The sequence below is a fragment of the Caulobacter sp. genome (assembly GCF_039596335.1).
In the GTDB taxonomy this organism is placed as follows: domain Bacteria; phylum Pseudomonadota; class Alphaproteobacteria; order Caulobacterales; family Caulobacteraceae; genus Caulobacter.
Genome location: NZ_JBCNJZ010000007.1, coordinates 226,389 through 247,001 on the forward strand (window position 1 = coordinate 226,389; position 20,613 = coordinate 247,001).

At 68.5% G+C, this 20,613-nt stretch carries 24 protein-coding genes; 10 read left to right on the plus strand and 14 right to left on the minus strand.

The window, feature by feature from the left end:
- Nucleotides 1–4: 4 nt before the first annotated feature.
- From ABDW31_RS16430 to ABDW31_RS16490, 13 genes are all read right to left on the minus strand, one after another.
- The gene (locus ABDW31_RS16430; protein ID WP_184719191.1) at nt 5–1,435 is read right to left on the minus strand and encodes a PQQ-like beta-propeller repeat protein; all 1,431 of its coding nucleotides are present in this window, start codon (nt 1,433–1,435) and stop codon (nt 5–7) included.
- On the minus strand, nt 1,432–2,190 hold the full coding sequence (locus ABDW31_RS16435; RefSeq protein WP_184719190.1) for a tetratricopeptide repeat protein: 759 nt from the start codon (nt 2,188–2,190) through the stop codon (nt 1,432–1,434). The genes ABDW31_RS16430 and ABDW31_RS16435 overlap by 4 nt, the downstream gene beginning before the upstream one ends.
- Before the next feature lie 152 nt (nt 2,191–2,342).
- Nucleotides 2,343–3,170 (minus strand): 3-methyl-2-oxobutanoate hydroxymethyltransferase, encoded by an 828-nt coding sequence (gene panB / locus ABDW31_RS16440; protein ID WP_184723870.1) that lies wholly within the window; start codon nt 3,168–3,170, stop codon nt 2,343–2,345.
- A gap of 76 nt (nt 3,171–3,246) precedes the next feature.
- Nucleotides 3,247–3,630: a hypothetical protein gene (locus ABDW31_RS16445; RefSeq protein ID WP_184719187.1), complete on the minus strand. Its 384-nt coding sequence runs from the start codon at nt 3,628–3,630 to the stop codon at nt 3,247–3,249.
- On the minus strand, nt 3,623–4,207 hold the full coding sequence (locus tag ABDW31_RS16450; RefSeq protein WP_184719185.1) for an RNA polymerase sigma factor: 585 nt from the start codon (nt 4,205–4,207) through the stop codon (nt 3,623–3,625). The genes ABDW31_RS16445 and ABDW31_RS16450 overlap by 8 nt, the downstream gene beginning before the upstream one ends.
- Before the next feature lie 22 nt (nt 4,208–4,229).
- The gene (locus tag ABDW31_RS16455) at nt 4,230–4,613 is read right to left on the minus strand and encodes a DUF6249 domain-containing protein (RefSeq protein ID WP_184719183.1); all 384 of its coding nucleotides are present in this window, start codon (nt 4,611–4,613) and stop codon (nt 4,230–4,232) included.
- A 112-nt stretch (nt 4,614–4,725) separates the two neighbouring features.
- Nucleotides 4,726–5,034, minus strand: coding sequence for a hypothetical protein (locus ABDW31_RS16460; RefSeq protein WP_184719182.1), 309 nt, complete (start codon nt 5,032–5,034; stop codon nt 4,726–4,728).
- The gene (locus ABDW31_RS16465) at nt 5,031–5,546 is read right to left on the minus strand and encodes an RNA polymerase sigma factor (RefSeq protein WP_184719181.1); all 516 of its coding nucleotides are present in this window, start codon (nt 5,544–5,546) and stop codon (nt 5,031–5,033) included. Before ABDW31_RS16465 ends, ABDW31_RS16460 begins: the two co-directional genes overlap by 4 nt.
- On the minus strand, nt 5,546–5,962 hold the full coding sequence (locus ABDW31_RS16470) for a hypothetical protein (protein ID WP_184719180.1): 417 nt from the start codon (nt 5,960–5,962) through the stop codon (nt 5,546–5,548). Before ABDW31_RS16470 ends, ABDW31_RS16465 begins: the two co-directional genes overlap by 1 nt.
- A 9-nt stretch (nt 5,963–5,971) precedes the next feature.
- A complete protein-coding gene (locus ABDW31_RS16475) occupies nt 5,972–6,151 on the minus strand; it encodes a hypothetical protein (RefSeq protein WP_184719179.1) in 180 nt (59 codons plus the stop codon).
- A 48-nt stretch (nt 6,152–6,199) separates the two neighbouring features.
- Nucleotides 6,200–6,913: an HAD family hydrolase gene (locus tag ABDW31_RS16480; protein ID WP_184723867.1), complete on the minus strand. Its 714-nt coding sequence runs from the start codon at nt 6,911–6,913 to the stop codon at nt 6,200–6,202.
- 72 nt (nt 6,914–6,985) lie between these two features.
- The gene (locus ABDW31_RS16485) at nt 6,986–7,333 is read right to left on the minus strand and encodes an ArsC family reductase (RefSeq protein ID WP_184719178.1); all 348 of its coding nucleotides are present in this window, start codon (nt 7,331–7,333) and stop codon (nt 6,986–6,988) included.
- A gap of 9 nt (nt 7,334–7,342) precedes the next feature.
- Entirely contained in the window at nt 7,343–7,918 is a 576-nt protein-coding gene (locus tag ABDW31_RS16490) for a 2'-5' RNA ligase family protein (RefSeq protein ID WP_184719177.1), read from the minus strand.
- A 138-nt stretch (nt 7,919–8,056) separates the two neighbouring features.
- On the opposite strand from ABDW31_RS16490, the gene ABDW31_RS16495 reads away from it, so the two are divergent.
- Genes ABDW31_RS16495 through ABDW31_RS16515 form a run of 5 tightly spaced genes read left to right on the plus strand, consistent with a single transcriptional unit; the run spans nt 8,057 to nt 12,001 of the window.
- Complete coding sequence (locus tag ABDW31_RS16495; RefSeq protein WP_184723863.1) at nt 8,057–8,434, plus strand: BlaI/MecI/CopY family transcriptional regulator; 378 nt, start codon at nt 8,057–8,059, stop codon at nt 8,432–8,434.
- Entirely contained in the window at nt 8,424–9,878 is a 1,455-nt protein-coding gene (locus tag ABDW31_RS16500; RefSeq protein ID WP_184719176.1) for a M56 family metallopeptidase, read from the plus strand. The genes ABDW31_RS16495 and ABDW31_RS16500 overlap by 11 nt, the downstream gene beginning before the upstream one ends.
- A gap of 45 nt (nt 9,879–9,923) precedes the next feature.
- Nucleotides 9,924–11,444, plus strand: a complete 1,521-nt coding sequence (locus ABDW31_RS16505; RefSeq protein WP_184719174.1) for a GMC family oxidoreductase — start codon at nt 9,924–9,926, stop codon at nt 11,442–11,444.
- Entirely contained in the window at nt 11,441–11,764 is a 324-nt protein-coding gene (locus tag ABDW31_RS16510) for a hypothetical protein (protein ID WP_184719172.1), read from the plus strand. Before ABDW31_RS16505 ends, ABDW31_RS16510 begins: the two co-directional genes overlap by 4 nt.
- A gap of 57 nt (nt 11,765–11,821) precedes the next feature.
- A complete protein-coding gene (locus tag ABDW31_RS16515; RefSeq protein ID WP_184719170.1) occupies nt 11,822–12,001 on the plus strand; it encodes a hypothetical protein in 180 nt (59 codons plus the stop codon).
- On the opposite strand, the gene ABDW31_RS16520 is transcribed toward ABDW31_RS16515, so the two are convergent.
- Nucleotides 11,998–12,444, minus strand: coding sequence for a DUF2147 domain-containing protein (locus tag ABDW31_RS16520; RefSeq protein WP_184719168.1), 447 nt, complete (start codon nt 12,442–12,444; stop codon nt 11,998–12,000). The genes ABDW31_RS16515 and ABDW31_RS16520 overlap by 4 nt on opposite strands.
- A 274-nt stretch (nt 12,445–12,718) precedes the next feature.
- On the opposite strand from ABDW31_RS16520, the gene ABDW31_RS16525 reads away from it, so the two are divergent.
- From ABDW31_RS16525 to ABDW31_RS16545, 5 genes are read left to right on the plus strand one after another with little or no spacing between them, the layout of a single operon-like run.
- Nucleotides 12,719–14,905: a TonB-dependent receptor gene (locus ABDW31_RS16525; RefSeq protein ID WP_184719166.1), complete on the plus strand. Its 2,187-nt coding sequence runs from the start codon at nt 12,719–12,721 to the stop codon at nt 14,903–14,905.
- 24 nt (nt 14,906–14,929) lie between these two features.
- The gene (locus ABDW31_RS16530; RefSeq protein WP_184719164.1) at nt 14,930–15,895 is read left to right on the plus strand and encodes an alpha/beta hydrolase; all 966 of its coding nucleotides are present in this window, start codon (nt 14,930–14,932) and stop codon (nt 15,893–15,895) included.
- Between the two features lie 10 nt (nt 15,896–15,905).
- Nucleotides 15,906–17,270 (plus strand): tetratricopeptide repeat protein, encoded by a 1,365-nt coding sequence (locus ABDW31_RS16535; RefSeq protein WP_184719162.1) that lies wholly within the window; start codon nt 15,906–15,908, stop codon nt 17,268–17,270.
- Complete coding sequence (locus tag ABDW31_RS16540; RefSeq protein ID WP_184719160.1) at nt 17,267–19,804, plus strand: ABC transporter substrate-binding protein; 2,538 nt, start codon at nt 17,267–17,269, stop codon at nt 19,802–19,804. Before ABDW31_RS16535 ends, ABDW31_RS16540 begins: the two co-directional genes overlap by 4 nt.
- On the plus strand, nt 19,801–20,613 hold the full coding sequence (locus ABDW31_RS16545) for an ABC transporter permease (protein WP_184719158.1): 813 nt from the start codon (nt 19,801–19,803) through the stop codon (nt 20,611–20,613). Before ABDW31_RS16540 ends, ABDW31_RS16545 begins: the two co-directional genes overlap by 4 nt.

Genomic DNA, 20,613 nt, shown 5'->3' on the forward strand with positions numbered 1-20,613 from the left:
AGGATCAGCGGATGGCGACCAGTTCGGCGTCGTCCGTGACCAGGTAGATCATGTTGCCGACCGCGATCGGGTTCAGCAGAACCGACGAGCCGATCTTCAGCGTCTTTTCCTTGGCGCCGGTCTTGGCGTTCAGGGCCACAGCCTCGCCGGCGCTGGACACCGTGATTAGGCGGCCATTGGCCAGGATCGGCGTCGACCACAGGATCGGATGCTTCGCGCGCTTCTTCTTCTGCTTCTTGGACAGGGCCTCAGTGTTGTTGAGGTCCTGGATCCAGTAGATCGAGCCGTTCTCGCGCGAGACGCAGATCACCTGGCCAGCCTTGTCGACCACGTAGACGACGTCACCGGCGGCCCACGGCGTGGTGATGGCGGTGACCGGCAGGGTCCAGCGCGCCTGGCCCGTACGCAGGTCGGTGGCGGCGAAGACGCCCGAGTGGCTGACGGCGAAGACGTCGCCCTTGTAGATCACCGGACGGCCCGGAATGTCGCGGATTTCCGACAGCGCATTGGTGCGGCTGGCGCGCGACAGGGCCTCGTTCCAAAGGTCGTTGCCGTTGGCGGCGCGCAGGGCCACCAGTTCGCCCGAGGCGAAGCCGGCCACGACGGTGTCGCCGCTGACGGCGGGGGTCGAGGCGCCCAGGATGCGGGCCGGTTCGCTCAGGGCCTGGTAGGTCCAGCCCGGCGCGCCAGTCTCGGCGTTGAAGGTCAGCAGCTCGTTGTCGGTCGAGACGACGAACACCCGGCCATCGACGACCGTCGGGGCGCCGTGGATCGGGGTCGAGGCCGGCTGCGTCCAGTTCAGATTACCGTTGGTCGCATCGATCTGGGCCACGAAGCGGAAGCCCGAGGCGACATAGAGCTTGTTGTCCGGACCCAGGGCGACGCCGCCGCCGAAGCCGGAGCGGTCGTTCTTCTGCGGGATCAGGCCCAGGAAACCGCCCTTGCGGGTCGGGCCGGCGGCCGGACGCAGGTCCTTGCTCCACAGGACCGAGCCGGTCTTGGCGTCGATGGCCGAGACCTCGGCGATGCCGTCCATGACGTAGATGCGCTCGCCCGAGGCCACCGGCGGAGCGGTGACGTGGAACTTGCGGCCGCTCTTCTTGCCGAAGCCGCGCTTCCAGGCGATCTGGAAGTCCTTGCCGGCGTCGACGTGCTCGACCGACTGCTCGCCATTGCCGCCCGGCAGGCGCCATTCGGCCTGGACGGCCGGTTCGGGCAGATAGAAGTCGGCGCCCTTCAGGCCCTCGTTGGCCTCGACCTTCTGGTCGAAGGCGATGATCGAGATGCGCTGCCCCTGGCTGGCCGTGGACTTGTTCTTGTCCTTGCCGCCGAAGGGATTGAGCTTGGAAACCGTCGAGCAGCCGGTGACGGCCATCGAGGCCGACATCAGCGCCACCAGGGCGACGGAACGCTTGGAAATCATCAGGCGGCTCATTGGGCGTTGGGAGCGGCGTTAAGAGCGGCAGCCGGCGGCGCCAGGCCGATCGGCGGCGTCGGCGGCAGGGCCGCGGCGGCCTTCACGGCGGCCGCCAGTTCCTTGGCCGAGCCGGAATCGATCATCTGCATGGCGGCCTGGGCGCGCTGGCGGACTTCCTCGGAGGTGTTGTCCAGCGAGTTGGCCAGGACCACGAAATCGCCGCGCGCGCCGGCTTGATCGCCCGCCTGCAGCTTCGCGAACGCCAGGGCTTCCTTGGCGTACACGCGGTACGGGCTCTTTTCCCCCGCCAAAGGCGTCAACCTCGCTTCGATGTCCTTGTAGGACGCCGTGTCCATCAGGGCGAAGGCGGATTTGAGGCGGGCCAGGTCGCCCATCAGCGCGTCCGGCGCGGCCTTGGCGGCCTCGTCGAAGTAGCCGATGGCTTCCTTGGTCTTGTTTTCCTCGATGCGGATGTCGCCCATCTGCATCAGGGCCAGGGCCTTGTAGCCGCGCGCGCCGCCGTCGGCGACGACCTTGAACTGGTCGAACGCCTTGCTCGGACCGTTCTTCTGCGCCGCTTCCAGCGCGGCCTGGTAGCCTTCCGAGGCCTTGTTGGCCTGCGACGTCTGGTACGAATCCCAGCCCCAGTAGCCGCCGACGCCGATCACCGCCGCCGCGACAGCCGCCGCCACCCAGGGCAGCGACTTGCTCGCCAGGCTGCGATAGCGCTCCCCGCGAAGCTGCTCTTCGACTTCGTCAAAAACATCGACCACGAAACGAGGCTCCGAAACAGGCGCTGACGCCTTGGACGTCGTAGCCGAAACCCGGCCGACATCGCTGGTTTAACATTGATTGTGGCGAGCGGAGGGCCGCCCGTCGAGGCGGCGAACCTATAGCGTGCCGCGCCTAGCCGCAACGAGCCGTTTTAGCCCTTCTTGGCGTAGTAGGTCTCGGCTTCGCCGGGGAAGCTCCGGTCCTTCACGTCACGGGCGTACTCGGCGGCCGCGCGGGTGATTTCGCCCTTCAGATCGGCATAGCGGCGCACGAACTTCGGGGTCCAGTCGAACAGGCCCAACATGTCGTCGGTGACCAGGATCTGGCCGTTACAGCCGGCCGAGGCGCCGATGCCGATCGTCGGCGGGTCGATGGCGTCGGTGATCTCGCGCGCCAGGCTTTCGGCCACGCCCTCGACGACCACGGCGAAGGCGCCGGCCTGCGCGGTCGCGCGGGCTTCCTCCAGGATCCGCTCGCGTTCGGCGGTGTCTCGCCCCTTGGCCTTGAAGCCCCCGTCGACCAGCACCGCCTGCGGGCGCAGGCCGACATGGCCCATGACCGGCACGCCGCGCTGGGTCAGGTAGCGGATGGTCTCGGGCACGGTCGGACCGCTCTCGACCTTTACCGCCTGGGCGCCGGTCTCCTTCATGATCCGCACGGCGTTGGCGTAGGCCTCTTCCAGCGAGCCCTCGTAAGAGCCGAACGGCATGTCGATGACGACCATGGCCTTCTTGGAGCCGCGCATGACCGCCTGGCCATGCAGGATCATCATCTCCAGGGTCACGCCGACGGTGTTGGGCAGGCCGTGCACCACCATGCCGACCGAATCTCCCACCAGCAGCAGGTCGCAGGCCGAATCCAGGGCCGCGGCGACCGGCGCGGTGTAGGCGGTCAGGCAGACGATGGGCTCGCCGCCCTTGCGGCTGGCGATGTCAGGCGCGGCCAGGCGGCGGACGGTCTCTTCACGGTGAGCGGACAGGACGAGGCTCCCAAACGACGCATTTCAGGGGCGACGTTGTGGGCTGGATCGTTCCACGCCGCAACCTGAACGCTGTTTACAACTCTTCGACCGCCCGCGTGACCGCGAAGGCCAAGGCGATGATCGCCAGGCCGGCCGCCATCCACATCGCTTCGCCGCTGGCCGGGGCACCGTTGACCAGGGCGCTGATCTTGCCCAGCCCCGCGTCGATCTCGCTCGAAAAATTGCGGCCGCTGTTGCGCGACAGCTCGGCCACCTCGCTGGAGAAGCGGGTCGTCAGGATCTGGAACGCCGCGAACAGCCCGGCGGCGGTGCCGGCCAGACCAATGAACACGCGCCGCATCGCCCAGCCGCGGTCGAGCTTTGCAGCCACCTCGGCGTTGAACAGCGCCGCGTCCGGGAACGACGGCGCTTCGGCGTACAGCCGGCTCAGCTGGGCTTCGAAATCGGGTTCAGCCATGAGCTTCCCTCCTCGCGCCTTCCTCGGGTCGGGCCAGTTTCGCCCGAAGTTTATCCAAACCACGTCTGACATGGGATTTCACCGTGCCGATCGGGATATTTAACGCTTCAGCCGCCTCGGCGTGCGACCAGTCGGCGCCGTAGCAGAGCGAAACGCATAGGCGCTCGCCGCGCGACAGCGTCTTCAGCGCTTCGTCCAGGTCGATGCGGCTGGCCGCGTCCCCCGACGCGTCGCGCACCATCAGTTCTTCAGTCGGCTCGACCGTGTCCGAGAAGATCAGGCGCGCCTCGCGCTTGACCTTCTTGAGGTACAGCCGCGCGGCGATCTTCTTGATCCATGCCCCGAACGTCCCCTCCCCGCGATACTCCGCGGCCTGTTCGAAGCCGGCCATGAAGGCGTCCTGGGCCAGGTCGTCAGCGGTGGCCGAGTCGGCGCCCAGGCGGCGCAGCAGCCCGCGGACGGCCGAGCCGTGCCTGCGCACCAGCTCCCCATAGGCCCGGCGATCCCCGCTCGCCGCGCGGGCGGCGAGTTCGACATCGTGGCCGGTAGGCGGGCGATCCATGCCCATCGAATTCAAGCCCCTCCCAAGGCTTTCGCGGCTAGACCCGCGGTTCCTTGTTCGGATTGAAGAAACCCAGTCCGATCAGGGCCGCGCCGATGACCGAAGGAATGATGGCGATGCCCAGCAGCGGATGCAGGGCTTCCTCCTCGCGGATGCCGATCATCGCGCCCAGGCCGGCCAGGCCGATGCCGATCGCCAGCCAGATGACGCCGGCGCGGATGTCGCGCAGCGCCGTCGGCGGGCGCTTCACTTCGCGGGTCAGGGCGTCGATGACTTCCTGCGGCACGGGCTGACCCTTTTCGATGGCAGACCGAAGGGTGGCCTGCATCTCGCGCCGATCACGGCTCTTGAGCCAAACGGGCGCGACGCACACGGCGGCGATACAGGCGAAAAACGCGATGGGAACGATGACGTCTTCCATGTCGACCTCTTGATGCTGTGGACGACGCCCCCTGCGCCGCCTTCACTGGTAAGAGGCGTTCACGGCCCCGTTTGGAGGCGCCTGCCGCCATGAAACTTTCGTAAGGCGGGAATCAGCGGATCGACAGCCCCAGTCTTTTCCAAACCGAAGGCCCGCCAGCCAGCACCGCCGCCCCGGCCAGAACCAGGATCGCGGCGACCGGCGCCAGGCTGGGCGCAAGAGTCGAGACAGCCAGGTCCAGCGCCGGCGCGCAGGCCCACAGCACCAGGCCGATCACCACCGCCCCGGCGGCGGCGGCGCTCAGGCGCTCGAAGAACAGCTGGCGCTCGGCCCGCTTCATCACCTCGGCGGTGAAGACGTCGGCGCGGCTCTGCTGGGGCTCCTCGCCCAGAAAGGCCGACAGTTGATCATCCAGGTTCATCGCGAACCTCCCATAACCGCCAGCAACCGGTCCCGGCCGCGGGAAACATGCGATTTGACGCTGCCCAGGGGAAGCCCGAGCGCCTGCGCCACCTCCCCGTGCGACCAGCCCTGGCCCAGGCACAGCGTCACGCAGGCGCGCTGGTCCTCGGGCAGAGTCGCCAGGGCGGCCTCAAGGGCCATGCGGTCCTCGGGGCCCACCTCCGCGGCGGCCTCCAGGTCCTGCTCGCCCCGCCAGGCCTCGTCGCGGGCGGCCGCCCGCTGGGCGCCGCGCCGCTGCGACAGAGCCTTCTTCCACGCCACGCCATAGAGCCAGGCCCGAAAGCCCTCGTCCTCGCGCAGCTTCGGAAGTCCCGCCCAGGCCGCCACGAAGGCCTCCTGGGCGATGTCGTCGGCGTCGATCCAGCCGCTCTTGCGGAGGAAACCCCGCAAGGGCTTCTCGTGGATCGCCACCAATCGGGCGAAAGCCGCCTGGGAACCCGCGCGCGCCTGTCTGACGAGCGCGGCTTCCATCAGACCGTCGGTCCGTTCCGGTCCAGCAGCACCTGCACCAGGGTCGCCGCGCACAGGGCCAGCATCACGAAAGCGACGATCACAAACGCCTCGCCGGCGCCGTAGATGTCGGTGGCGGCGGCGAAGGCGAAGCCCGCGCCCAGGATCCCGAACAGCACCACCTGATACCAGGTGCGCTCGCGGCGGCGGCGATAGCGGGGGCGCTCGTCCTCGTCCTCGGCCTCGCCGTGCCAGCGCTTGCTCAGCCGGGCCATGAGCTCAGGCGGCGGCTCGCGGCCCGACTGGGCATAGGTCTTGATCAGGTCCAGGGTCTCCTGGTTGGCCCGATACGACAGCCAGCTCTGCCAGGCGCCGTAGGCGAACCAGCTCAGCGGAAAGAGCAGCCACCAGAACTGGCGAAAAAGGTCTTCGAACATCGGACGTTCCTAGCGTTGAAGCTGAGCGACCAGCGCGGCCGGCGGCTCACGACCGGCATCGGCCAGTACGCGCAGGGTGCGCACCACTTCCTGGCGGGCGCGATAGTCCAGCCAGGCGCGAAAGCCGGCCTGGGCCATGAAGCCCATGGGGAACAGCAGCCACCAGAAGTCGCGGAAGAGGTCGGCCATTTGCCGGGGATCCTTCGATCAAGGCGCGATCATTCGCGCTTTCGAAGGTTAGTCGCCGCCGACCATCGCCTTGGATGCGCCGACATACGAAATAATTTCGGACATCGAACTGAACGACACCGTCGGGCCGTGCTGGGCCAGGATCGCCGGCTTGGCGTAGCCCCAGCCGACCGCGCCGCAGTCCAGGCCCACCGCGCGGGCGGCCTCGATATCGCGGGTCTCGTCGCCGATGCAGATGACCTTGTCGCGGCTGACGCCTTTGGCCGTCACCTGCTTGAACTTGCGGGCCTTACCGAACAACGACGCGCCGCACGAATAGAGGCTGATCAGGTCGCCCAGCTCCGGACCCAGCACCCGGCGGATCACCGCCTCGCTGTTGGAGCTGACCACCGCGATCTTGACCCCGGCTTCGTGCAGGGTGCGCAGCATGCGGGCGGTTTCGGGGAACAGCGGGATGGTGTGGGCGTCGGCGGCCATCAGCTTCTTGCCGGCCCGCGCGATCAGCGGCAGCTTCCAGGGCGAGACGCCCAGATAGCGGATGACCTCGCGCGTGCTGCGGCCGCGCAGCATCTCGATCTCGTCGTCGGTGACGGTCTTGAAGCCGTACCGGCGGGCCATCGGATTGACGGCGCGCATCATCCAGGCGGCGCTGTCAGCCAGCGTGCCGTCGAAGTCGAAGATCACCAGTTCGTACCGCGAGACGACGTCCTCCCCCACGCGCTCAGCCCCCTCCTTGCCCGCGAATGCAGATGTTCCGTCCAGTGATAGACTGATCCCCCAGAAGTTGTCGTCTTAAACTTCGCGCCACGGGCGACGTAAGGGGTGGATAAGCCTTCAGCCGAAGGCGGCCTCATAGAGGTCGGGCTTGAAGCCGACCAGGCGGCGGTCGCCCAGGTCCAGCACCGGCCGCTTGATCATCGACGGCTGGGCCAGCATCAGGCCGATGGCCTTGTCGGCGTCCAGGTTCTGGCGGTCGGCCTCATCCAGCTTGCGGAAGGTCGTGCCGGCGCGGTTCAGGATCACCTCCCAACCGTGCTCGGCCACCCAGGTCTCCAGGTGAGCGCGATCGATGCCGACGGCCTTGTAATCGTGGAAGTCATAGGCCTGGCCCTTGGCCTCCAGCCACTTGCGGGCCTTGGCGACCGTGTCGCAGTTCTTGATGCCGTACATCGTCAGGGTCATGGCCGCTCCTTAGCCCTTCAGGTCCCAGGATCCCAGCACGATATGCCGGGTCTGGCCCAACTTGCTCTGCACCAGGACGAAGCGGTCGACCGTCCAGCCGATCGGATCGATGGCTTGGGCCGGAACCACCTGGCCGTCGTACAGCAGCGTCACGTGAGGCACGAACGACTTGTCGGGCTTGAGCGCGACGCCGGCCATCGTCAGGCCCAAGGCCTTCTGAAAGCCGAGCAGCGTCTCGACGCCCTCCCCGCCCTGCAGGGTGAAGGGGTTGTTGCCCGGACGGTTGGCGAAGCTGACGGCCCTATCCAGGGTCACCTCGAACGGCGCGTGGGCTAGCGCTTCCCCGGCTTCCTTACCCTTGGTGACGATGTCATTGGGCAGGCCGACATAGTCACCCAGGTGATGCAGGGTGATATGGAAGCGGTCGGTCAGGATCGGCGGACCGCGCAGGCCCAACGCGTCCTTCAGCCGGCGAGCCTCGGCGGCGATGCGCTCGGCGGTCGCCGCATCCGGATACAGCAGGAACATCAGCCGGTCGGTCGGCGTCGGCGGGTCGAAACCCGGCAGGCCCATCTGCTGCGTCATGCGTCTCTCCTTGGCGAGCGTCACGGTTAGCCCGCTTCGCGCGCCCATCCAACAGATCCGACCAACGCCGCATTACATTTCGTTTACGCGCGTAATCGATCGCTTGACGGGAACGTTTACGTGCGTAATCGTCGACGCATGGAAACGCACCGCATCAGCGCCGCCGAGAGCGAAGTCATGAAGGTCCTGTGGGCCGACAGTCCCAAGCCGGCCGAGGACGTGCTGGCCATCCTGGCCACGGACCAGGGCTGGGCCGAGGGCACGGTGAAGACCCTGCTCAACCGCCTGCTGAAGAAGGGCGCGATCGCCGCCGACAAGGACGGCCGCCGCTTCCTCTACCGCCCGCTGATCGGCCGCGACGACTATGTCGACACCGAGAGCCAGGGCCTGCTGGACCGCCTGTTCGACGGCCGCCTGGCGCCGTTGGTCAGCCACTTCTCCAAACGCGAGAAGCTGAACCCCGAGGACGTCGCCGCGCTGCGCCGCCTGCTGGAGAAGCTCGACGATGGCCAGTGAGCTCGCCCCCTTCCTCCTGAAGACCAATCTGGTGCTGGCCGCGGCGGTGCTGCTGGTCTTGACCCTGCGCCTGCCGGTCCGCGCGGCGTTCGGGGCTCGCAGCGCCTATGCCCTGTGGCTGGTGGTCCCGCTGTCGGTCCTGGCCCTGCTGATCCCGGCGCGCACGGTCGTCGTGCCCTTCGAGCCGGCGCCGGCCCTACCGACGGTCCCCGCTCCGGCTCAGCCCACGCCCGCAGCGACGACCGAAGCCGCTGCGCCTGACCTGTCACTCCCCTTGACCGAGATCGCTCTGGGCCTCTGGGCGCTGGTCGCCCTCACGGCGCTGGTCGTCCAGGCCGAGCGCCAGCGGCGGTTCGTCCGCTCGCTGGGCTGGCTCAGCCCCGCGGACGGCCTGCTGTGGTCCGAGCGTCCCGGCGTCGGACCTGCGGTGATCGGCGCCCTGGCCCCACGCGTGGTGCTGCCGGCGGACTTCGCCCAGCGCTTCACGCCGCAGGAGCAGGATCTGATCCTGGCTCATGAGAACAACCACCTGGCCGTCGGCGACGCCCAGATCAACGCTGTGGTCACCGGCCTGCAGTGCCTGTTCTGGTTAAACCCGATGATCCACCTGGGCGCGGCCGCCCTGCGCGTCGACCAGGAGATCGCCTGCGACGCCGCCGTTCTGGCCCGCCATCCCAAGACCCGCCGCGCCTATGGCGAAGCCATGCTGAAGACCCAGCTGGCGCCGTTCGCGCCCCCGCTGGGCTGTCACTGGCCCGCCTCCGCCAACCAGCAACTGAAGGAACGCTTCACGATGCTCTCCCGCCACCATGCCCATCGCGGCCGTCACCTGGCCGGCGCGGCCGCCGTCGCCCTGCTGGGCCTGTCGGCCGGCGTCGCCGCCTGGGCCGCTCAACCGGCCCAGGTCGTCCAGCAATCGCCGCAGGCGGCCAACCGCGCCGTCGCCCGCCACCTGAACCAGCCCCTGTTCGAAGCCGTGCGGGCCCGCGACCTGAACACTGTCCGCGAACTGCTGGCCCTGGGCGCAAACGCAAACGCCGTCCTGCCCGGCGACGGCTCGCCGCTGATCGAGGCCGCCCGTCGGGGCGAGAGCCAGATCGTCCAGGTCCTGCTGGCGGCTGGCGCCGATCCCAACCTGGCCGTGCGCGGCGACGGCGCCCCGCTGATCCAGGCCTCGCTGTCGGGCAAGCTGGACATCGTCCAGGCCCTGGTGGCGCGCGGCGCCAATGTCGAGATCTTCGTCCCCGGCGACGAGACCCCGCTGATCAACGCCGCCCAGGCCGGCCGGCTCGACATCGTCACCTATCTGGTCGAGCACGGCGCCGACGTGAACCGCGCGGTGCTGGCCAATCCCGGCGAAATGCGCTCGCCGCTCAGCCAGGCGCAGAAGAACGGCCACGGCGCCGTCGTGAACTATCTGAAGGCTCGGGGCGCGCGGTCCTAAGGACCCGCCCCAACTTCCCCAGCAAAATCAGCGAGTTTTTCAACGATGGCGATCATCGACGCCCGGACTCTGCCCCATGCCAGCCGGATCGAGGCCGATCTGGTGATCATCGGCGGCGGCATGGCCGGCATCACCCTAGCCAAGGAACTGGCCGGCGGCCCGCTCAAGGTCGCCATCCTGGAGAGCGGCGGCCTGGAGATCGACATGGAGGTCCAGGCCCTCTACGCCGGTTCCGCCGTCCAGAAGGCTCCAGGTCAGCCCGACCGGCCGTTCGACGACTATCCGATCCAGTCGCGGGTGCGAGCCCTGGGCGGCTCGGGCCTGGTCTGGGGCGGCAAGTGCGCGCCGCTGGACCCAGCCGACTTCGCCGAACGCCCGTGGATCGCCCATAGCGGCTGGCCGATCACCCGCCAGCAGATGCAGCCCTATTACGACCGGGCCTGCGACCTGCTGGAGATCCCGCGCTTCCCGCTGGAGATGGCCAAACCGACTGATCCGACTCGACAGCCGCTGGACCTAGACCCGGCCGACGGCTTCTTCCCCGCGCCCCGCGAGTTCTCGAAGTTCTCGGGCGGCGCGGACAAGGCCGCCTTCGACCGCTTCCGCACGGACTTCGCCCAGGCGCCGAACATCACCGTCTATCTGAACGCCAACGTCACGCGCATCCGTCGCGAGGGCGACAGGATCACCGGCCTGGACGTCGCCTGCCTGTCGGGCCCGCGCCATACGGCGGTCGCTCAGCGTTACGTGCTGGCGGTCGGCGGTATCGAGAACGTCCGGCTGCTGCTGGCCTCCGACGATCTGGGGAACCGTCACGACCTGGTCGGCCGCTTCTTCCAGGGCCACGTGACCTATTCCAACGACGGTGACGCCGAAACGGAGGGCTCGGTCGTGGCCATCGCCCGCAACGCGCCGATGGACCTCTACGCCCCACCCAAGCGCGCGGCCGCCCATTGCGTGATCGGCGCAGGCCAGGCGGCCCAGCAACGGCTGAAGACCGGCAACTTCACCGCCACCCTGTTCAAGGCGACGTTCTCAGGACCAGAGACCAAGGTCGGCGCCGACACCCGCACAATCGGCAAGACGACCGCCCGGGACGGCGAAGGTCAGCTGCTGGGCTATTTCGCGATGGCCGAGCACTTTCCCAATCCTGACAGCCGCGTGACCCTGGATCCCGAGCACAAGGACCCGCTGGGCGTGCCCCGCGTACGGCTGACCTGGGCCTACGCCGCCAAGGACCATGACGACCTGGTGCGCTCGGTCGAGGGGCTGGCCGACGCCCTGGGGGCTTCGGGCGAAGGTCGGATGTGCTGGTCGATCCCGCGCAAACAGCTGCTGGCCGTCTCCAGCGCCTCGCGCCACCACATGGGCACGACGCGGATGCATGCCGATCCGACCAAGGGCGTTGTCGACGCCGACCTTCGCCTGCACGAGGCCGGCAACCTCTATGTCGCCGGCAGCTCGGTGTTCCCGACCTCCGGCATAGCCAATCCGACCCTGACCATCCTGGCCCTGGTCATGCGCCTGGCCGATCACCTGAAAACCGAGATGGGAGCCGCCCGATGACCAGCCGCCGCGACCTGCTGGCCGCCTTGGTGGCGCTGGCCGCCACGCCTGCCCTGGCCCGCGCGGAGGTGCTGTTCCCGGGCCTGGATCCCGCCGCCGTCCAACGCATTGGCCAGGCCTGGCGCGTCGCCCATCCCGGCGTCGCCGGTCAGACACTGGAGACCCGCCTCTTCCCCGGCGGACGTGGCAAGGCCGCCCTGCCCCGCTTGCGCGAACAGGCGGCGGCCGACTTCCGGCGCGGGGCTGTGTTCGCCTATCGCGGCTGGCGGCTGTCGGACACAGAGGGCGCGCTGTTCGCCCTGCTGTCCCTCGAAGGTTAGGCCCAGGAACCCGCGCGGCGACGGCCGGTTAGCCTCCCCTAGCAGAGGAGATCCGCCATGCCCCAGGGCGACAAGAGCAAGTACACTGACAAGCAGGAGCGCAAGGCCGAGCATATCGCCGAAGGCTACGAGGAGCGTGGCGTCTCGGAGAAAGAAGCCGAGCGCCGGGCCTGGGCCACCGTCAACAAGCAGGACGGCGGCGGCAAGGCGCCCGGCGGCTCAGGCCGCGCTCACTAAGACGCCCGGCGAACGGCCGAAGCCTCGACCCGAGTCCAGGTCTGCGACTTGCACAGGAAATTGGGCAGCAGGCAGCCCTTGGCGCGCAGCGAGGCGCGGTCCAGCAGGCGCACCTGACCCGAGAAGGTCATGTTCAGGTCGGGCACGAAGACCTTGCCCTTCCACTCGTTGTTGTCCTTGGTCGCGGTGAAGTCGCGAAGCAGCTGCATGCCGATCAGGCCCTGGTTGCTGCCCTTCTTCACGTCAGCCTGCGCGTCTGCGTTGGCCCAGACGACAAAGCCGCAGGTCTCCTGACCGCAGCCCTTGATCTCGATATGGACGCTGCCCTTGGGATTGCGCCAGACGCCGTAGAGGTCGCCGGTATTGCCGGCGGGTTGCGCCATGGCGGTTCCGGCGGTCATGCCCAAAGCTGCGATCGCTCCGAGCAACATCGATCGGCTCATATAGCCGTCCTTCCCTAGTTCACTTTACGCCAGCGCCCGGGCGGAACCTAAGGCTTCGGGCGGGCGGAAGCCAGAGGGGCTTTCCGCCGCAGACACCAATGCCCTGGCTGGCATTGGGTTTCCGACGGGGAAGGTTGACGGCGCCAAGGGCCGATAGAGAACCTTGGATGAGACGAAGGAAAACTTGGCTTCAAATCCTACCAATTCGATAGGAGTTTCTTCGCGAATTGGAACACGCGGCTGAGACCGCACGGCGACAATGGGGATAAGTCCAGTGATCAAGCGTCTTCTCATCGGGACCGCCGTCGGCGCCCTTGGCGTCGCGTTCGCCAGCGGCGCCTACGCCCAGGCGACCAACAATACCGAGCTGGAGCAGGTCATCGTCACCGCCCAGCGCCGTGAGCAGTCGGCCCAGGACGTCGGCGTGGCCCTATCGGTGCTGTCGGGTGAGACGCTGGAGGCGCGCGGTGTCACCAACGTCAATCAGCTGCAGTTCCAGACCCCTAGCCTGGAAGTGATCCCGGCCTTCGGCGGCGGCCAGCCGCAGTTCCGCCTGCGCGGCGTCGGCTTCGACGACTACGCCACGAACAACACCCCAACCGTCGGTGTCTATGTCGACGAGGTCGCCTACCCCGTGCCGGCCGCCACGCAGGGCGTGCTGTTCGACATCGCCCGCGTCGAGGTGCTGCGCGGGCCGCAGGGCACGCTCTACGGCCGCAACACGACCGGCGGGGCGATCAACTTCATCACCAACCGCCCGACCGATCAGCTGTCGGCAGGCATCGTCGGCGAATATGGCCGCTTCGGTTCGGCCAAGGTCGAAGGCTTCATCTCCGGTCCGCTGTCGGCGACCTTGAAGGGCCGCCTGTCGGCCGTGACCGAACAGGGCGGCGCCTGGCAGCGCAATCGCACGACTAGCGAGAAGCTGGGCGACGCCGACCGCACCGCCGTGCGCGGCCAGCTGCAATGGACGCCCTCCGACAAGGTCGATGTGCTGCTGAACGCGCACTACGGCCGCGACAAGTCCGACGGCCAGGGCCTCTATCTGCTGAACGTGCCCGGCCAGACCGCCGACACCCGCTACAACGCCACCGGCTGGGGCCGCTCGGCCGCCTTCGCCGCCCTGGCCGGCGTCACGGCGACTGAAGCCCCCTCGCGCAACAACGAGTCGGGTGGCGGCGCGATCACCGCCAATATCGACCTGGGCTTCGCCAAGCTGACCAGCATCAGCAGCTACGAGACCCTCAAGCGCCGCGAGCTGAACGACTGGGACGCCAAGCCGACCTCGGAGTCCGACACCTTCTGGGGCAGCGACGTCGACATCTATTCGCAGGAACTGCGCCTGGCTTCGCAGGGTCCGGGTCCGCTCAGCTGGGTAGCCGGCGCCTATTACAGCCGCCAGACCCTGGACGAGACCTTCCTGACCGACTTCACCCAGAGCCTGGGCTTCATCACCGACACCGGCTACCGCCAGACGGTCGAGTCGCTGAGCGGTTTCGGCCAACTGGAATACGCCGTCACCCCGCGCCTGAAGGCCATCCTGGGCGCGCGCTACGAGCACGAGGAACGCGACCTCGAAAACTTCGCCACCAAGATCGGCGGCGCGCCGCTGTTCAACAACGGCGATCGCCACACCTCGCTGAACGAGTGGTCGGGCAAGGCCGGCTTCGAGTTCCAGGCCGACGACAACGTGCTGCTCTATGCCAATGTCAGCCGCGGCGTGAAGTCGGGCGGCTTCACCGTGTACAACTCGCCGCAGTCCGACCAGATCAACGCCTTCCAGCCCGAGGTCGTCTGGGCCTATGAGGCCGGCTTCAAGGGCGACCTGGCCCCGAACCTGCGCCTGAACGGCTCGGCCTTCTACTACGACTACCGCAATCAGCAGGTGCTGGCCGTGGTCATCAACCCGACCAACGGCGCCATCGGCCGCATCACCAATGCGCCGAAGTCCGAGATCTTCGGGGCGGAGCTTGAGCTGCAATGGAGCCCGGTCCCGGGCCTGCAGATCACCCAGAACGCCGGCTTCAAGAAGGGCACGTACAAAGAGTTCGACGACGTCGACGCCAACACCGCCGTCCGCAACCCAACGACCGGCCTGTGGTCGGCCCAGACCATCGACCGCGCCGGCCAGCGCCTGAACTTCCCGCGCCTCAGCTATGGCGGCTCGGTCAGCTACACCTGGGCGGTCGGCGACTTCGACGTCCAGGCGGCCACCGACTACGCCTATCGCGACACGGCCACCTCGTTCCTGGGGACCGAGTTCACGGTCGACTCGTTCTGGCTGGCCAACGCCAATCTGACGATCCAGCCCAAGGACGGTCCGTGGAGCCTGGGCCTGTGGGGCCGCAACATCTTCAACGAGAAGTACGACGTGACCCGCAACTACTTCCTGGCCTCGGCCAAGATCGGCGCAGCCGGACGTCCAGCGACCTATGGCGTTCGCGCCAGCTACGCCTTCTAATCAGGCTCTCGGAGAGAACCGCCCATGCTGAAGATCCTGTTGCTGAGCCTGGGCGGCCTCGTGGCCCTGGTGGTGCTGATCGCCTTCGTCGGCTGGCTGGCGCTGCGCGGGCCGGATATCCCCTACGACAAGCTGGAAGCCCAGTACGCCAACAGCGCCTCGCACTATGCCGATCTGCCGGGCGACGTGCGGCTGCACTACAAGGACCAGGGCAAGGCCGACGGCCCGGTGCTGGTGCTGGTCCACGGCTTTGGCGACAGCCACTTCTCGTGGGAGGGCTGGGTCGCGCGGCTTAGCGATCGCTACCGGATCATCACTGTCGACCTACCCGGCCACGGCCTGACCCGCGCCCCAGACGGCTATCAGGCCACGGCCGACGGCTATGCCGATCTGATCGACGCCCTGGCCGTCAAGCTGGCCCTGCCGCCGTTCGCCATCGCCGGCAATTCGATGGGCGGCGGGGTGTCCTGGCAGGTCGCCACCCGCCATCCCGAGCGGCTTTCGGCACTGATCCTCGTCGACGCCGCCGGCTGGCCGGCCAGCACGCTGAAGAAGCCGCCCCTGGCCTTCAAGCTGCTGCAGTATCCGTGGGGCCGGGCCTTCCTGCGCTCGATCGACAACAAGCCGCTTATCCGCTCGGGCCTGCTCGGCCAGGTCGGCGATCCGGACGTGATCACCGACGCCTTCATCGACCGCTGGGCGGAACTCCAGCGCGCGCCGGGCCACCGCGCCATCCTGATGTCGATCCAGCCGGGCAAACACAGCCAGGCGACCAAGGAGGTTCTGGCCAAGATCAAGGTTCCGACCCTGATCCTGTGGGGCGAGATCGATCCGCTGCTGGAGGTCGACGGCGCTCACAAGTTCGCCGACGCCATCCCGGGGGCGAAGCTGATCGTCTATCCCAAGGTCGGCCACCTGCCGCAGGTCGAGATTCCGCAACGCTCGGCCGACGACGTCGCCACCTTCCTCTCCGAGACCGCCGCCCGCTAGAGTATCCCGCATGCGTACCGACTATCTCGGCAATCCGGTCAGCAGTTCGACCGCCGCCCTCGCGGCGGTCGACGGCTTCCTGGACGGCTTCCTCAGCTACGAGACCCGCGCGGCCGAGGTCATCGCCGCCGCCGAGGCCGAGCCGGGCAGCGCGCTGCTGAACGTCTATGCCGCGATCCTGTGGCTGCTGCTGGAAGCGCCCGAGGCGGCCGACCGCGCCGCGCCCTATCTCGACCGGGCGCGGGCTGCGCCGGCCAATGACCGCGAGCGGAAGATCATCGCCTTTACCGACGCCTGGGCTGCCGACGACATCCCCGGCGCGCTCACGATCGCAGACGCGATCTTGGCCGCCTGGCCGCGCGACCTGCTGATCCTGAAGCTGCGCCAGTACCACGACTTCAACCGCGGCGACTTCCCGGCCATGCTGCGCGTGGCCAGCGCCGCCCTGCCCCACGCCGGCGACGTCGCCCAGCTGCACGGCATGCTGGCCTTCGCCTACGAGCAGTGCCACCTGCTGGACGAGGCCGAGGCCGCCGCCCGCCACGCCCTGACGCTCAAGCGCAAGGAGCCATGGGCCCAGCACGCCATCGCCCACGTCATGCTGACCCAAGGCCGTATCGACGAGGGCGCGGCCTTCCTGGAAGGCGTGCGCGACACCTGGACCGGTCTGAACTCGTTCATGGACACCCATCTGTGGTGGCATCTGGCGCTGTTCCACCTCAGCCAGGGCCGTGAGACCGACGCACTGGCGGCCTATGACGGCCACGTCTGGGCCCAGGCCAAGGACTATTCCCAGGACCAGGTCGGCGCCGTGTCGCTGCTGGTGCGGCTGGAGCTGGCCGGGGTCCAGATCGGCGACCGCTGGCGCGACCTGGCCGATCACTTGGCCGTCCGCGCCGACGACGTGGTCCAGCCGTTCCTGACGCTGCAATATTTGTACGGCCTGGCCCGCGCCGGCCGGCCCGAGGCCGACGCCCTGCTGGCCGCCGTGCGTCGCGCGGCGCTGGAAGCCCCCGACTTCGTCCGCCCGACCTGGCGCGAGGTGGCCCTGCCGGCCGCCGAGGGGTTGGTCGCCCATGCCCGCGGCGACCATGCCGGCGCCCTGCGTGGTCTGCGCATCGCCCTGCCCCGTCTGATCGAGGTCGGCGGCAGCCACGCTCAGCGCGACCTCTTCGAGCAGATCGTGCTGGACGCCCTGATCGGCGCGGGCCGCCTGGCCGAAGCCCAGCAGGCCCTGGAGCTGCGCCGCGCCCATGATCCCGACGGCGTGCCGCTGAACCGCACCCTGGCGCAGGTCTACGACCAGCTGGAGTTGCCCGCCGAGGCCGCCAAGGCCCGCGCTCGTGTCGAACGCCGGCGGGCGGCCCTGGCGTGAGGCTTTCCGCGCTCTTTTCCGGCCTGCTTGCGGCCTGCGCGTTGCTCGTTGCGCCGCTGGCCGTCCAGGCCCAAAGCAGCCTGACTATCGGTCTGCAACTAGAGCCGCCGAACCTAGACCCCACCTCCGGCGCGGCGGTGGCGACCGACGACGTCGTCTACGGCAACATCTTCGAAGGCCTGGTCCAGCTGGACCCGCAAGGCGCGGTCAAGCCGCTGCTGGCGACTTGGTGGGAAGTCTCGCCCGACGGCCTGAGCTACACCTTCCACCTGCGCCGGGGCGTGCGCTTCCAGGACGGGACAGCCTTCGACGCCAGCGTCGCCAAGTTCAGCCTGGATCGGGCTCTGGCCGCGACCTCGACCAACGTCCAGAAACACGCCCTGGGCGCCATCAGCCGCATCGAGGCCGTCGATCCCCAGACCCTGCGCCTGACCCTGGCTCGGCCGGACAGCAATCTGCTGAACGTCCTGGCCTTGGGCGACACGGTGATGGTCTCGCCGAAGTCGGCCGGCCAGCTGGCGACCGCTCCGATCGGCACCGGCCCCTTCAAGTTCGCCGGGTGGCGGCGCGGCGACTCCGTGACCCTGGACCTCAACGACGGCTATTGGGGCAAGGCCGCAAAGCTGGCCCAGGTGCGCTTTCGGTTCATCGGCGATCCGGCGGCGGCGTTCGCGGCGATCAAGACCGGCGAGATCGACGCCTTTCCCGACTATCCCGCGCCCGAGAACCTGGCCCAACTGCGCGCTGATCCCAAGCTGAAGGTCATCGCCGCCGCCAGCGAGGGCGAGGTCATCCTGGCCATCAACCAGCGCTCCGGCCCGTTGGCCGACGTTCGCGTGCGGCGGGCCATCCAGCACGCCCTGGACCGCCGGGCGATCATCGACGGGGCGATGTACGGCTACGGCACGCCGATCGGCAGCCACTTTCCGCCGCAGAACGCCGCCTATGTCGACCTGACGGGCCTCTATCCGCACGACGTCGCCAAGGCCAAGGCGCTGCTGGCGGAGGCCGGGTATCCGAACGGCCTTTCCCTGACCCTGAAGCTGCCGCCGCCCAACTACGCCCGTCGCAGCGGCGAGATCATAGCCGCCCAGCTGGCGCAGGTCGGCATCAAGGTGAAGATCGAGAACGTCGAGTGGGCCCAGTGGCTGGACCAGGTGTTCGGCCGCCACGCCTTCGACGCGACCGTCGTCAGCCACGCCGAGCCGATGGACTACGACATTTACGATCGGCCTGACTACTATTTCGGCTACAGCAGCTCGTCTTTTCACGACCTGATGACGCAGCTGAAGGCCGCGACTGACGAGGGTCAGCGCGCCGTGATCCTGGGCCAGATTCAGCGCCGTATCGCCGACGACGCGGTCAACGGCTTCCTGTTCCAATTCCCGCGCCTGGGCGTGTTCGATGCGCGGCTGAAGGACTTCTGGGTCAATTCGCCGACCCGCAGCATCGACTTGGCCAGCGCCTCGCTCGAAGGCGCAGGCGGCGGCGAGGTCACTTCGGGCCGGAGCAGCGGCAGTGCGATCCGAGGCCTCGTTGTGGTCATCGCCGTTGTCGGCGGCCTGGCCTGGCTGGCGGCTCGTTTCGGTGCGGTCTGGCTGGCCGGTCGAGCGGCGATCATGGCCGTGACCCTGCTGGCCGCCAGCGCGGTGATCTTCACGATCATCCAGGTCGTCCCAGGCGATCCGGCCGCCTTCATGCTGGGCCTGAACGCCAGTCCCGAAGCCGCCGCCAACCTGCGTCAGCAGATGGGGCTAGAGGGGCCGGCGGCGCAGCGCTACCTCGCCTGGCTGGTCGGCATGGCCCATGGCGATCTGGGCGTCAGCTACACCTACCAGACCCCGGTCGCGGCCCTGGTGGCCGAACGGACGGGCGTCTCCCTGCCGCTGGCCCTGCTGGCCGTGATCCTGTCGATCCTGATCGGCGCGCCGATCGGGGCTCTGGCTGCCGCGCGGCGCGGCAAGGCCGCCGACACCGTCGTCATGGGCCTGACCCAGGTCGGGGTGGCGATCCCAAACTTCTGGTTCGCGGTGCTACTGGTCATGGTGTTTTCGATCGGCCTGGGCTGGTTCTCGGCCGGCGGCTTCCCGGGCTGGGAGGCCGGCCTTTGGCCTGCTCTGAAGGCCCTGACATTGCCCGCAATCGCCCTGGCCGCGCCGCAGGCGGCGATCCTGGCCCGTGTCACCCGCTCGGCCCTGATCGACACCTTGGCCGAGGACTATATGCGCACCGCCCGCGCCAAGGGGCTGACCGCCAGCCAGGCCCTGTGGCGGCACGGCCTGCCCAACGCCCTGATTCCCATCCTGACCATCCTGGGCCTGCAGTTCCCGTTCCTACTGGCCGGCGGGGTGATCATCGAGAATGTCTTCTTCCTCCCAGGTCTGGGCCGCCTCGTCTTGCAGGCCATCGGCCAGCGTGACCTGATCGTCGTCCAAGGCGTGGTCATGCTGCTGGTCTTCGCCGTGGTCGCCACCAACTTCCTGGTCGACGTCGCCTATCGCCTAGTCGATCCGCGTCTGGGGCGCAGCCGATGAGCCGCCCTGCCCTTCTTATCGGCGGCGCGATCAGCGCAGTGTTCGTCGCCCTGGCCCTCTTGTCGTTTATCTGGACGCCCTACGCCGTCACCGATTTCGACATCGCTCATCGCCTGCAAGCACCATCGGCCACGCACTGGCTGGGCCTGGACCATTTCGGCCGCGACGTCGCCTCGCTGATCCTCTTAGGCGCCCGCAACGCCCTGCTGGTCTCGCTAGTGGCGGTGCTGCTGGGCGCGGGCCTGGGCGTGCCGCTGGGCCTGCTGGCTGCCGCGCGAGGCGGCTGGATCGACGAGCTGGTCATGCGCGGCGCCGACGTCGTCTTCGCCTTCCCGGCCTTGATCCTGGCCATACTGCTGACGGCCGTGCTGGGCCCCGGCGCCCTGAACGCGGTGATCGCCATCGGCGTCTTCAACATCCCGGTCTTCGCCCGCCTGACGCGCGGCTCGGCGCTGTCCCTGTGGACCCGCGACTACGTCCTGGCGGCTCGCGCCGCCGGTAAGGGCGCGGCGCGGATCTCGCTGGAGCACGTACTGCCGGGGCTCGCGAGCGTGCTGATCGTCCAGGCGACCCTGCAGTTCTCGCTGGGGGTGATCGCCGAGGCAGGCCTGTCCTATGTCGGCCTCGGCGCCCAGCCGCCGGCCGCCAGCTGGGGCAAGATGCTGGCCGACGCCCAGACCCTGGTCGCCGTCGCGCCCCTGCAGGCGATCTTCCCCGGCCTGGCCATCGTCATCACCGTACTGGGCCTGAACCTCCTGGGCGACGGCCTGCGCGACCGCCTCGACCCGCGCCTGACGGAGGGCCGCTGA